Source organism: Actinosynnema sp. NPDC004786, assembly GCF_053601135.1.
This window is the reverse complement of sequence record NZ_JBSGBG010000009.1, coordinates 1-12,894: the sequence shown is the minus strand read 5'-3', so window position 1 is coordinate 12,894 and position 12,894 is coordinate 1. Positions and strand designations below refer to the sequence as shown.

Below are 12,894 nucleotides of genomic sequence, written 5' to 3'. Positions count from 1 at the left end.
GGTGGAGCACCCGGCCGCGGGTGTCGTGTCCAGGCGGCCCGGCGAAGTGGCTTCCCCGGCCCGACCGGCCGTCGTCCGCCGATGCCTGCGCACCCGCGACGGTTTCCGCCCGGTAGCCGCGCCGGGAGATCGGCCCGGCGCCGGGCGGGCCGCGCTGTCCCGAGGAGGTGGTTGCAGCAGGTCATCCCGGGTGGTTGCGGGATCGGAGGGTCCGGTCCCGGTCGCGGCGGACCAGCGGTCGGTAGGCGAACCGCGATGGCGGGCGGCGTGCCCACGCCGTTGGAGAGGAGGGAAGCCGGTCCAGCCCGCCTCCGGCACCGCACGTGCCACCGGTCACTGCCGCACGTCGGCCATGGTGTTCACGGACGAACCGCGGTCAACGGGGTTCCGGGTTGCCCGTCGAGCCCTGGGCACCGCCCAGCACACAAGGGGTGATGTCGACCCGCTGGTCGGGGTTGCCTTCGACCGTCGGGGTGATCGGCGCCTCCGCCGCGGTGCGCCACGGCAGTTCCGGCCACCACTGCCGCTGCCCGGCCACTGCCTCCGCGGTCGGCTCGGTCGGCGCTCCGGGCACCAGCGCGAGGTAGTCCTGCGCCCGGCACCGCGCCTCGGCGCGCACCCGCTCGACCGGCTCCGTCCAGCTGTGCGGCGCGAGGTCGAACAGGCCCCAGTGCACCGGGACCACCAGCTTCCCGCCCACCAGCTCGTTCGCCTCCACGGCCAGTTCCGGTCCCAGGTGGTTGTCCGGCCAGGCCGGGTCGTACTGCCCCGACGCGATCAACGTCAGGTCGAAGGGTCCGAGCCGCTTCCCGATCTGCTCCAACTCCGGGAAGTACCCGGTGTCACCCGAATACCAGGCCCGGTGCCGCGGACCTTGGACCGCCCACCCCGACCACAGGGCTTCGTTGCTGCGCAACGGGTCCCGCCCGGAGTTGTGCCGACCGGGTGTGGAGGTGAGTCGCAGGGGGCCGACGTTCGTGCCCTGCCACCAGTCGAGTTCACGGATGCGGTCCGCCGCGATGCCCCACCGCTCCAGGTGCGCGCCGATCCCCAGCGGGACGACGAACGTGGTCGCCCGCCAGTCGGCCATCGCGCTGATCGTGGGCTGGTCGAGGTGGTCCCAGTGGTCGTGCGAGATCAGCACGACGTCGATCGGCCCGATCGCGGAGAGGGCGGCCGGCGGCGGGTAGAAGGGCTTGACGCCGATCAGGCTCGACGGACCCGACTGCTCCCCCCAGAACGGGTCGACCAGCACCCGGGAACCGTCGATCTCGACCAGCGTGGACGAATGGCCGAACCAGGTGACGCGCAATCCCGTCGCCGGCGGCACGTCGAACAGACCGGTGTCCGTCGCCGCGATGTCGAGCGCGGTGTCCGGGCTGCTCGTCGCACTACCGGAGAACGCGCCGATGGTCGCGTTCCAGTTGTCGACCCACAGCGGCCGGGGCGCCGCGAACTCGCCGTCGTGCCACTGGGGCGAGGACTCCATCCTCGCCAACCGGTCGCCGGACGCGGACGCGCCGAACGGCGTGCTGCGCACGTAGACCAGGGCGCTCGCCACCACCAGCACCAACACCACGCCGACCGGGATCAACGCCCGGCGCGCCCGGCGACGACGCCGTCGGCGTGGCCGATCGGGCTCGGATGCGTCGCGAAGGTGGTCTTCATCGCCCGATTGTGGCGTCATCACATCTACCTCGACCGGTCGCTTTCCAGGAGCAACAGGAACGATCTTCCGGGCCCCTCGACCACCACGTCAACGACCCAGGGTGACCCTGCCAGTGTCTGTTTCGCCGGGTCGCCCTCACCGTTCCGCGAACGGTGAGGGCGAGGCGCCTCAGGCCGCCAACGCGATCGACGGCGTGCTGACGCCCGGGAAACCCGACAGCCGAACCGTCTCGGCCACCGCGCCGCGGGCGCCCGTGATCTCGATGCGCAAGCCCGGCCCGGCCGCCTGGTGCGCCATCAGCAGGCTCCGGACGCCCGCGCTGGGCAACGCGGTCAGGCGCTCCAGGTCGAACACCAGCCGCCGGACGGGCAGCAGGGCCACCGCGCTGATCAACCGGTCCAGCGTGGGGACCGCCTCCGGCCCCGCGTACCCGGTCAGGGTCACGGTGGCCTCGTCGTCGTCCATTTCCACCTTCGTGTAGAGCGTCATCTCCCGGTTCCTCCTCACGGGGCCGCGGTGAACACCAGCACCGAACGCGGCCCCGCCGTGATCCGGTCCCGGTCGACGGGCGCCGGGTCCCGGTGCGCCTCGCCGGTCGTGGTGTCCAGGAACAGCCGCCACGCCGCGTCCGGCGGCAGGGTGACCTCGGTCGGTTCCCAGTGCGAGTTCGCGATCACCAGCACGACGTCGCCCGCCGCCCGGAATTCGACGGTGAGCAGCAGGCCCTCGGCCCGGTGCCGGACGCCGTCGAACCCGTCGTGGCTCAGGGCCGGGTGCTCCCGGCGGAACGCGATCAGCGACCGGGCGAGCTCCACCAGGTCCCGGTTGCGGGTCGCGGCCTCCCAGTCCACCCACGACAGCTCGTCGTCGTGGCAGTACGCGTTGTTGTTGCCCTGCTGGGTGCGGCCGAACTCGTCGCCCGCCACCAGCATCGGCACGCCGCGGCCCAGCAGCAGCAACGCCAGCGCGTTGCGGGTCAGCCGCCGGCGCAGGGCCAGCACCTCCGGGTCGGCGGTCGGGCCTTCGTGGCCGCAGTTCCACGAGTGGTTGGCGTGCTCGCCGTCGCGGTTGTGCTCGCCGTTGCGCTCGTTGTGCTTCTCGTTGTACGAGAACAGGTCCGCGAGGGTGAAGCCGTCGTGCGCGGTCACGAAGTTGACCGACGCCAGGGGTCCCCGCCCGCGGTACAGGTCGGGTGACCCGGCCAGCCGCAGCGCCGCCTCCCCGGCCGTGCCCGGGTCGCCTTTGAGGAAGCGGCGGACCGCGTCGCGGTACCGGCCGTTCCACTCGGCGAACCGGCCGTGCCCGGGGAACGAGCCGACCTGGTACAGGCCCGCCGCGTCCCACGCCTCCGCGATCAGCCTGGTGTCCCGCAGCAACGGGTCCTCGGCGATCGCCCGCAGCAGCGGCGGGTCGGCCAGCGGTGTGCCGTCCGCGTCCCGGGTCAGCGCCGACGCCAGGTCGAACCGGAAACCGTCCACGTGGTACTCGACCACCCAGAACCGCAGGCACTCCAGGACGAACTCGACGACCAGCGGGTGGTTGGCGTTGAGCGTGTTGCCGGTGCCGCTGTAGTCGCGGTACCTCCCCTCGTCGTCCAGCAGGTAGAACACCTGGTTGTCCAAGCCGCGCAACGAGATCGCGGGCCCGTTGTCGTCGCCCTCGGCGGTGTGGTTGAGGACCACGTCGAGCACCACCTCGATGCCGGCCCGGTGCAGGGTCTTCACCAGATCCTTCAGCTCCGCGGCGGCGTCGGGCCCGGACGCGTAGCCCGCCTTGGGCGCGAAGAACCCGACCGTGTTGTAACCCCAGTAGTTCCACAGCGCCCGGCCCGCCACCGGGTCGAACCGGTCGTTGGCCAGCTCGTCGAACTCGAAGACCGGCAGCAGCTCGACGCAGGTGACGCCCAGCTCGCGCAGGTAGTCGACCTTCTCGGCGAACCCCGCGTACGTGCCGGGCGCCGCCACCCCGGACGACGGGTGCCGGGTGAAGCCGCGCAGGTGCGCCTCGTACACCACCAGGTCGCGCGCCGGGAGGTTGAGCGGCCTGTCCCCCTCCCAGTCGAACCCGTCGACCACCACCCGGCTCCGGTACCGGTACCCCTCGAACGGCTGGCGCGGCCCGCCCCACCGCTCGCCGCCACCGCCGATCGCCCGGGCGTACGGGTCGGCCACGACGCGCCGCGGGTCGTAGCGGTCGCCCGGGCCGTCCGGACCCCACACCCGGTAGCCGTACTCGAGGTCACGGTGGTCCAGGCCGGGCACCGTCACCGCCCACACGCCGCCGGTCCGGCACTCGGGCGGCAGCGGCAGCTCCGCGAACGGCTCCTCCTCCCCGGCCCGGTACAGCACCAGCGTCACCGCCGTCGCCCCGGTGGACCGGACGACGAACGAGACGCCGCCCGGCACGACCCGCGCGCCCGGTGGGTGCGGCGGCGCCGGGCGCACCGCCTCGATCAGCTCCGCTTCCACGTGTCCCCCGAGGAGTTCCGGCGGGGAGGTCCGGCGGCCAACGCCGAGAACCTCCACCGCGACGTCACAACGAGCCGCGACACCCGGACCTCACACCGCGACGAGGCGCGCGCGCACCCGCACCGGCGAGGACGTGTCCGGCAGTCGCACGGTCAGCGACTCGGGGTCGAACCGGTCGTAGGGACCGCCGTCGACCTCCACCGATTGCAGCCGCACCGAGCCCGGCGGCAGCGCGTCCGGCGCCACCCGCAGCACCCGGCCCGGGAACCCGTCCGGCCGCGGCCGGAACCACAGGTCCAGCGACTCGCCGCGGATCAGCAGCCGCTCGTAGACCTCGGCGAGCAGGCACAGCTCGGCGGCGTGGTACATCGACATCGAGTGGCTGCCCTTGAGCCGTTCGGTGCCCAGCAGGTACGGCGTGCCGTCGGCCAGGACGCTGAAGTACACGCCGCCCTCGTCGTGGTCGAGGAAGAAGGCGTTGTAGAACGCCTGGGACTCGCGGGCGTGCCGCAGGAACTCTTCCTCGCCGGTGTGGCCCGCCAGGATCAGGTACGCCAGCACGCCCTGCTCCTGCTGCCACCACGCCTTGCGGTCGTGCCACGTGAGCCGGTGGCCGGGCACGTCCGAGCGGTGCGCCCGCTCCACCACGTCGTACCAGCCGCCGCGCCGGGTGTCGCCGCCCACCGCGGGCATGGTCTCGCCGAGGGCGCGGGCGAGCTCGGTGTAGGCGTCCTTGGGGCGGAGGGCGTTCATCCGCATCAGGTTCCACGCGATCTTGAGGTTGTGGCCGACCACCGCGCGGTCCTGCTGCCAGCCCCACTCGCGGTCGGGCGTCCAGTCCGCGTGGAACCGCTCCTGCACGAACGGGCTCGCGGGATCCGGGAAGTGCCGGACGATCAGGTCGAAGCACTCCTCCAGCATGTCCGCGTCCTGGCGGCGGCCGGTGGCGAGGAACAGGTTGATCAGGTACGCGGGCGCGTGGTCGCCGATCGAGTTCCAGTTCTTGCGCGACCGGTTGTGCCCCAGCGACTCGTGGTCGGGTCGCAGGTGCACCGGGTCGATGTGCGAGTAGTACCCGCCGCGCTCCTCGTCCCGGAAGAACCGGTGGAACAGCCGCACGGTCGCGTCGACGTCGGCCAGGATGTCCGGGTCGCCGGTGATCCGGTAGGTCTGGGTCGGGCCCGCCAGGGCGTAGATCTGCTCGTAGGCCGGGATGGACCGGAAGTCGTCGCCGAACTCCGAGGAGAACAGCTTGGTCTCCACGCCGTCGGCGACGTCGAGGCCGTGGTACCAGTACACGACGTCGTTCTCCGGGTCGGCGAACCGCAGGTGGTCGCGCAGGTAGCGGGTGCCGCGCTCGGCCACGTCGAGGAAGTCGTCCTCGCCGGTGAGCAGGAACGCCGACGCCATCCCGTACACCAGCCGGGAGATCGTGTCGGTCTCCTGCACGTGCCTGCCGCTCTTGTCACCGCCCAACCGCAGGATCGTGCGGTAGTCGGCGTAGTCGACCTCTCCGGTGCCGAACTGGGCGACGCGGTAGAACCGGGCCAGCTCGGCGAGCTGGCGCGGCCACCAGCCCGGCCGCGCGAACGCGTACTCGCCCGGCTCCCGGTCGAGGAACACGATGCGCGTGGCGTCGAAGACGTGCCCGTCGCCGGTCGGCGAGTAGATGCCGTGCGCCAGGACGTGCCGCCCGGGCGTCAACAGCTCCGCCTTGCGCGAGGTCAGGTCGGTGTGCGGCTCGCCGAGGTTGCGCAGCAGCTCGGCGGAGGCGTGCGCGAAGCCGACCCGCACCGGGCGCCCGTCGCCGGTGCGCAGGTCGACCAAGCCGCGGTCGGGGTGCGCCTCGACGACGTACCCGGCGACCAGGTCGGAGATCCGGACGTGTGCCAGCGGGTCAGCGGCCACGGCGCACCCCTCCCGCGTCCCGCACGGACGAGCGCCACCACCGGGTGGCGCGGTCCGCCGTGCGGGCGGCCAGCAGGTCGATCACGGTCCGCGCGAACAGGTGGCAGTGGTCGGCGCTGCGCGCGGTGACCAGGTCGCCGCTGACCACCACGTCCTGGTCCACGTACTGCGCGCCCATGTTGCGCGCGTCGGCGACCAGGTTGTTGTGGCAGGTCAGCGGACGACCCCGGACCACCTCCGGGATCGGGGCGACCAGCCACAGGCCGTGGCAGATGACGCCCTTGAGCACCGACGGCTCGGCGAACGCCCGCCGCAGCAGGTCCACCGCAGGCGCGGTGCCGGACGGCGACTCCGCGTAGCGCAACCGGTCCGCGACCATGCCCGACGGCACGATCAGGGCGTCGTAGCCGCGCAGCCGCTCGTCGTCCACCTGCTCCAGGTCGCCGGCCACGGTGATCGGCAGCCGGTGCTCGTGGCCGGTGAACGTGATGCTCTCCCGGCCCCACAGGCGGGTCAGGAACTCGACCCGCGCGCCCTCCTCGGCGAACCTGAGCCGGTAGTAGTCGATCTCCGGCTCGACGTAGTCGGTCTCCATGAGGATGGCGACGGTGCGCCCGGTGAGCGCGCCGCCCTCCCGCAGGATCGTCGTGGTCATCGCGTCCGCCCTAGTCCGTGAGCAGGTCGATCAGGAACGGGCCGTCGTGGTCGAGCATCTTGCGCACCGCCGGCTCCACCTGCGCCGGCTCGTCCACCCGCAGCGCCTCCACGCCCATGCCCCTGGCCAGGTCGACGAAGGAGAGGTCGGGGCGCAGGTCGAAGCCGTTCGGGTGGCGGCGCGACGGCTGCCCGCTGTCCCGCCAGTACTGCTCGATGTTCAGGTCGAGCAGCTGGTAGCGGTGGTTGTTGCAGATGACGAACTTGGCGGCGACGCCGTGGCGCGCGGCCGTCCACAGCGCCTGGATGGTGTACATGCTGCCGCCGTCGCCGGTGACGCCGACGACCGTGGCGTCCGGTCGGGCCAGCTTGGCGCCGATGGCGCCGGGGATGCCGATGCCCAGCGAGCCGCCGCGGGTGAGGAAGTAGTTGCCCGGCACGTGCGGCGGCAGGTGGCTGAGCAGGCCCGCCGAGGCGGTCAGCGCCTCGTCGAACAGCACCAGGTCCTCGCCGGTGTGCGCGGCCAGCGCGGCGCTGAGGTGCTCCACCAGCGGGCTGTCGGCGGTGAGCGCGGGCGGCGTCCACGGCGGGACGGGCGCGGGCTCGGCGGGTGCGCCCAGCGCGTCGGCGAGCGCCGCGAGGGTGGCCTTCGGGTCGGCGACCAGGGCGACGTCCACCGGGAAGTTCTTGGCGATCTCGTAGTCGTCGAGGTCGATGTGCACGACCCGGGCGTCCGCGGCGAACGGGCTCGTCAGGTCCGGGAACACCTCCGGGAAGGTATAGGTGCCCACGACCAGCACGGCGTCGGCGTCGGCCACGACCCGCCTGCTCACCGAGCCGAACATGTGCCCGAGCTGCCCGCGGTAGAGCGGGTGGCGGTTGTCCATGTTCAGCTCGGAGTTGTCCAAGCCCCACACGGGCGCGTCCAGCGCCTCGGCGACGCGGGCCAGCTCGCGCTGCGCGCCGGACACCGCCACGCCGTCGCCCATCAGCACGACGGGGTTGCGCGCGCCGCGCAGCGCCGCCACCGCGCGGTCCAGCTCGTCGGGGACGGGCCGGACCGCGCGGCTGGGTACGGTGCTCGGCGCCACCGGTTCGGTGTTGAGCGCGTCGAGCACGTCCATGGGCAGCGCGACGAACACCGGGCCCCGGGGCTCGGTCATCGCCGTCTTCACCGCCCTGCGCAGCACCCGCAGCACCGAGTCGGGGTGGGTGACCCGGGTCGCGTGCTTCGTCACCGGCTTGGCCATGGCCACCAGGTCGACGGCCATCTGGGAGTCCATGGCGTCGTAGCGGACGCCTGCCTCGCCGGCGATGACCACCAGCGGCGAGTGGCCGCGCATGGCCTGGTAGAGCATGCCGATCCCGTTGCCGAGACCGACTCCCGTGTGCAGCTGCACGAGGGCGGGCCCGGCCGTGGCACGGGCGTAGCCGTCCGCGATGCCGATGGCGACCGTCTCCTGCAACGCCAGCACGTAGTCGAAGTCCGGGTCGTGCTCGACGACGTCGAGCAGACCCTGCTCGACCGTGCCGGGGTTGCCGAACATCGTCGTCAGGCCGTCGGCCCGCAGTTGTTCGATGAGGGCGTGCTTGCCCTGCCGTTCGGTCATTGACCTGCCCTCCACGGGGTGTTCTCGATTACCAGCCGAACCGACGCAGACCGTTCTCCAGGACCTCGACGAGCTTCTCGCCCGCGAGGAAGGAGTCCGGGGTCGAGCGGGCCGTGATGAACGGGTAGTCGACGATCACCGAGGTCTCCTTGCCGACGTTGCCGTGGAACTGCCCGTCGGGGCCGGTGGCGTCGCGCAGGATGTACTCCAGCGGGTACGGCGGCGGGCCCATGTTGAACTCGACGCCGACGAAGCCGGTGCCGTCCTTGTAGTCGTACTCCTTGCAGTGGCCGGTGACGTGCTTGCCCCAGATGATCGACTTGCGGTCGTCCCACTCGCGGGCGAACGCCAGCGCCGCGACGCCGTAGCACTCGCCGACCACCGGCTTGTCGGCCCGGACGAACGCCAGGATCAGCTCGTGCAGCCTGCCGTTGTTGGCCAGGTCGACGATGGGGCCCGAGCCGCCGACGATGACCAGCGCGTCGAACTCGGCGATGTCGTCGGTCAGCGTGGCGATCTCCCGGTAGTACGCCTCCATGGCGCGCAACGGGTTCGGCTCGCTGTCGTAGGGGCGCTCGGGGATCCAGTCGGCGAGGCTGGTCGGGTTGTCCAGCCGGGACGACTCGTCCAGCTCCCGGGCCGCGACCGCGACCTCGGGGGTGGTCACCGACCGGCCGAGCGGCGGGTCGATGTAGCCCGGGTCCAGGCTGGGCGGCAGGGCGACGGGGCGCTTGCCGGTCGGGGTGGCGAACACCGCCGTGTACCCCTGGCGGTCGCACGCCACCAGCGGCCCGAGCAGCTCCTCACCCCAATAACCGTATTCGGACAGGATGAACAGGATTTTCTTGCTCACATTTTCTCCCGGATGTCGTACCGCTCACTACGGAACCGACAAGTCAATCTTCGCGAGCATTCGGTTGGCGCACAAGGAATCGCCGCCCCCGCACCGGCGATCAGGGAGTTGCGGAATTCTCCGTGCACTCGCTGTTTTCCGTGCAGTGCACGGAGAACAGCCAGGTGACGGTGGACGCGGGCAGGTCGAGCACGCCGGTGACGCGCTCGCCCGCCAGGTGCGGGCGCCCGCTGTCGAGCAGGGTCGTCCAGGGACCGCCGACGGGCACCTGTTGCGGCACGCCGGAGAAGTTGGCCGCGCACAGCAGCGTGCCGTCGGGGCCGGTGCGGCGGAACGCGAGCACGTTGCGCCCGGGATCGCCGAGGTGCCGGGCGAAGGCGTCCCGGTCGTCGTCGGTGGCGTGCAGCGCGGGCGTGCGCCGGTAGACGTGGTTGAGCCTGCGCACGAGGTCGAGGACGTCCCGGTGCGGCGGGCTCTGGGCCAGGTCCCAGCACAGCGAGCCATCGCTGTCCCACTCGGGCGGCTGGCCGAATTCGCCGCCCATGAACAGCAGCTGCTTGCCCGGATGCGCCCACGTGTACGCCAGCAGCGCACGCAGCCCCGCCGCGCGTTGCTCGTCGTCGCCGGGCATGCGCTGCCACAGCGAACCCTTGCCGTGCACGACCTCGTCGTGGGACAGGGGCAGCACGTACCGCTCGTCCCACGCGTAGTCCAGGGGTAGCTCCAGCTCACCGTGGTGCGCGGCGCGGTGCACGGGGTCGTGGCGCAGGTAGCCCAGCACGTCGTGCATCCAGCCGAGGTTCCACTTGAGGTCGAAGCCGAGGCCGTCCGGTGCGGTGACGCCCGGCCAGGCCGTGGACTCCTCGGCGATCACCACCGCGCCGGGCGCCTCGCGGTGCACCGCGGCGGTCAGCTCCCGCAGCAGCGCCACGGCCTCCAGGTTCTCGTTGCCGCCGTGCGCGTTCGGCTCCCACTCCCCCGGTCCGCGGGAGTAGTCCAGGTACAGCATGGACGACACCGCGTCGACCCGCAGGCCGTCGAGGTGGAACTCCTCGAGCCAGTAGAGGGCCGAGGCGACCAGGAAGTTGCGCACCTCGGGCCGGCCGAAGTCGAACACCAGCGTGCCCCAGTCCGGGTGCTCGCCCCGCCGCGGGTCGGGGTGCTCGTACAGCGGGGTGCCGTCGAAGCGGGCCAGTGCCCAGTCGTCGCGCGGGAAGTGCGCGGGCACGAAGTCCAGCAGGACGCCGATCCCCCTGCGGTGCAGGTGGTCCACGAGGTAGCGGAAATCGTCCGGGGTGCCGAACCTGGCCGTCGGCGCGAAGTAGCCGCTCACCTGGTAGCCCCACGAACCGCCGAACGGGTGCTCGGTCACGGGCAGCAGCTGGACGTGCGTGAAGCCCAGGTCCACGACGTGGTCGGCCAGCTCGTGCGCCAACTCGCGGTAGGTCGGCGCGTGCCCGTCCGCCCGGGCGCGCCAGGAGCCGAGGTGCACCTCGTACACGCTCATCGGCTCCTTCGCCCAGTCGCGCCGGACCCGGTAGCCGTCGTCGCCCCAGCGGTACCGCGACCGGAACACCACCGAGGCGTTGGCGGGCGGGCACTCGGACGCCCGGGCCATCGGGTCGGCCTTCTCCCGCCACCGGCCGTCGGCGCCGTGCACCGCGAAGCGGTAGCGGTGGCCGGGCCGGGCCTCGGGGACGAACAGCTCCCACACCCCGCCGTCGCGGCGGCGCATCGGGTGCGCGGCCCCGTCCCAGCCGTTGAAGTCGCCCCGCAGCCGGACCTCACGGGCGGCCGGGGCGAGCACGGCGAACGACACGCCGCCCGACGGCTCGACCCGAGCGCCCAGCACCTCCCAGAGCCGGGGGTGCCGCCCCTCGCCGATGAGCCGCAGGTCGTGGTCGGTCAACTCCACCACGCTCACCCCGCCCTCCCCTCGGCGGCCACGAACCGCTCGATGGCCCGCAGCGGGACGTCCACCCAGTCGGGCCGGTTGCGGACCTCGTAGCCGACCTCGTAGACCGCCTTGTCCAGCTGGTGGGCGAGCAGGAGTGCGGGGTCCGGCGCGCGACCGGCGCGCTCGGCGTAACCCGCCAGGAACTCCCGCTCCGCGGCCGGGACCCAGTCCCGGTCCGGCGTGCGGTGCGCGGCGTAGTCCAGGGAGCGCAGCACCCCCGCGACGTCGCGCAGCGGCGAGTCCCACCGCGCGCGCTCGGGGATCGGCACGCCCGGCTCGCCCTCGAAGTCGATCAGCAGCCACCCGCCGCCGGCGGCCAGCACCTGGCCGAGGTGCAGGTCGCCGTGCACGCGCTGGCGCGGCGACCCGGGCAGGGCCGCGCGGACCGCGCCCACCAGCAGGCGCGTCAGCCGGTCGACGTGCCGGCCCAGCGCGGGCGCCTCCGCGGCGGTCCCGGTCAGGCGGTCGAGCATCCCGTCCACCAGCGCGGACAGGTCCGCGCGGGTCAGCGGCGCGTGGCCGAACGCGTCGGCCAGCGCCGCGTGGGTGGCGGCGACCGCCTCGCCGAGCGAGCGCATCCGACCGGTGAACCCCGGCGTGCCCGCCAGGTCCCAGCCCGACACCGCGCCCGCCGCGTACCCCTGCACCACGGCGAGGGTCGACGTGCCGTCGTCCACCGCGCCGTGCAGCGGCGGGAGGGTCGGCGTCGGGCCGAGCGCCCGTGACACCGCGAGCTCGGGGTTCACCCCGGGGAAGAGCCGCCGGAAGAACTTGAGGATGTGCCGGTCGCCGAACACCACCGAGGTGTTGGACTGCTCCGCGGTGATCCGCCGGACCGGTGTCGCGGGCACGACGGGCGCGTGCGCGGTGAACCGGACGCCGTCCCGCTCCCCGCCGGCCGCGACGAGCGCCAGCACGTGCGCCATCAGGTCCGGCACGTCGGTGGCGTCGACCACCCACAGGCCGCCGAGGTCGGTGATCGCGTCCGGCGTGCGCTCCGCCAGCAGTCCGAGCGGCAGCTGGTACCGGTGCGGCTCCGCCTCGCCGACCAGGCGCACTTCCACCACCGCGAGCAGGCAACCGCGCCCGAGGTCGGCGACCCGCGCGAGGTCGACCCGCTCGACCGGCCTGCCCTTGGCGGCGAACCAGCGGCGGTAGGGCAGCCAGTCCACGAGCGCCGCCGCGAGCCTCGTGCGGTCCCAGGCCGAGAGCGTCATGACGGCCTCACCAGCGCCAGCCAGTAGAACCCGTGCCCGACCACGGTGAGCGCGTGGTCCGGTGACTCCACCGGCCCGAAACCCTCCCCGCCGGTCAGCTCGACCAGCTCGTCGCCGAGGTGGTCGGACAGGTCGAGCCACACCGCCTGCGGGTGGCGGGACAGGTTGTAGACGCACAGGATGGTGTCGTCCCCGTGCCGCCGCTCGAACGCCAGCACGCTCGGGTTCGATGACGGCAGGTCCCGGTACTCGCCCAGCCCGAACGCCGGGTGCCGCCGGCGCACGGCCAGCATCCGCCGCGTCCAGTGCAGCAGCGACGAGGTGTCGCGCTGCTGGGTCTCCACGTTGATCGACTGGTAGCCGTAGATGGAGTCCATGATCACCGGCAGGTAGAGCCGGCCGGGGTCGCAGTCGGAGAAGCCCGCGTTGCGGTCCGGGGTCCACTGCATGGGGGTGCGGACGCCGTCGCGGTCGCCGAGCCAGATGTTGTCGCCCATGCCGATCTCGTCGCCGTAGTACAGGACCGGCGAGCCGGGCAGGGACAGCAGCATCGCGGTG

10 protein-coding genes are annotated in these 12,894 nt (G+C 72.8%); all 10 read right to left on the bottom strand.

Annotation, left to right across the window (positions count from 1 at the left end; translation table 11 throughout):
- Positions 1 to 376 precede the first annotated feature (376 nt).
- Entirely contained in the window at positions 377 to 1,579 is a 1,203-nt protein-coding gene (locus ACWEFJ_RS09960) for an MBL fold metallo-hydrolase (RefSeq protein WP_449713508.1), read from the bottom strand.
- Between the two features lie 258 nt (positions 1,580 to 1,837).
- Positions 1,838 to 2,158 carry an STAS domain-containing protein gene (locus ACWEFJ_RS09955; protein ID WP_449713507.1) on the bottom strand — a complete coding sequence of 107 codons (321 nt, stop codon included), beginning with the start codon at positions 2,156 to 2,158 and terminating at the stop codon, positions 1,838 to 1,840.
- A 14-nt stretch (positions 2,159 to 2,172) separates the two neighbouring features.
- A complete protein-coding gene (locus ACWEFJ_RS09950; protein WP_449713506.1) occupies positions 2,173 to 4,137 on the bottom strand; it encodes a glycogen debranching protein in 1,965 nt (654 codons plus the stop codon).
- A gap of 90 nt (positions 4,138 to 4,227) precedes the next feature.
- A complete protein-coding gene (locus ACWEFJ_RS09945) occupies positions 4,228 to 6,045 on the bottom strand; it encodes an AGE family epimerase/isomerase (RefSeq protein ID WP_449713505.1) in 1,818 nt (605 codons plus the stop codon).
- Positions 6,035 to 6,700 carry a DJ-1/PfpI family protein gene (locus tag ACWEFJ_RS09940; protein WP_449713504.1) on the bottom strand — a complete coding sequence of 222 codons (666 nt, stop codon included), beginning with the start codon at positions 6,698 to 6,700 and terminating at the stop codon, positions 6,035 to 6,037. Before ACWEFJ_RS09940 ends, ACWEFJ_RS09945 begins: the two co-directional genes overlap by 11 nt.
- A 10-nt stretch (positions 6,701 to 6,710) precedes the next feature.
- A complete protein-coding gene (locus ACWEFJ_RS09935) occupies positions 6,711 to 8,309 on the bottom strand; it encodes a thiamine pyrophosphate-binding protein (protein ID WP_449713503.1) in 1,599 nt (532 codons plus the stop codon).
- 28 nt (positions 8,310 to 8,337) lie between these two features.
- Positions 8,338 to 9,162 (bottom strand): type 1 glutamine amidotransferase domain-containing protein, encoded by an 825-nt coding sequence (locus tag ACWEFJ_RS09930; RefSeq protein ID WP_449713502.1) that lies wholly within the window; start codon positions 9,160 to 9,162, stop codon positions 8,338 to 8,340.
- Positions 9,163 to 9,262: 100 nt separating this feature from the next.
- Positions 9,263 to 11,086 carry a 1,4-alpha-glucan branching protein GlgB gene (gene glgB / locus ACWEFJ_RS09925; RefSeq protein ID WP_449713501.1) on the bottom strand — a complete coding sequence of 608 codons (1,824 nt, stop codon included), beginning with the start codon at positions 11,084 to 11,086 and terminating at the stop codon, positions 9,263 to 9,265.
- The gene (locus ACWEFJ_RS09920) at positions 11,083 to 12,336 is read right to left on the bottom strand and encodes a maltokinase N-terminal cap-like domain-containing protein (RefSeq protein ID WP_449713500.1); all 1,254 of its coding nucleotides are present in this window, start codon (positions 12,334 to 12,336) and stop codon (positions 11,083 to 11,085) included. Before ACWEFJ_RS09920 ends, glgB begins: the two co-directional genes overlap by 4 nt.
- A partial coding sequence (locus tag ACWEFJ_RS09915; RefSeq protein ID WP_449713499.1) for an alpha-glucosidase C-terminal domain-containing protein occupies positions 12,333 to 12,894 on the bottom strand: 562 nt, incomplete at its 5' end. The genes ACWEFJ_RS09915 and ACWEFJ_RS09920, both read right to left, overlap by 4 nt.

Coding starts and splice junctions, on each gene's coding strand:
- ACWEFJ_RS09955 (WP_449713507.1), bottom strand. CDS start 2,158: ATGACGCTCTACACGAAGGTGGAAATGGACGACGACGAGGCCACCGTG.
- ACWEFJ_RS09940 (WP_449713504.1), bottom strand. CDS start 6,700: ATGACCACGACGATCCTGCGGGAGGGCGGCGCGCTCACCGGGCGCACC.
- ACWEFJ_RS09935 (WP_449713503.1), bottom strand. CDS start 8,309: ATGACCGAACGGCAGGGCAAGCACGCCCTCATCGAACAACTGCGGGCC.
- ACWEFJ_RS09920 (WP_449713500.1), bottom strand. CDS start 12,336: ATGACGCTCTCGGCCTGGGACCGCACGAGGCTCGCGGCGGCGCTCGTG.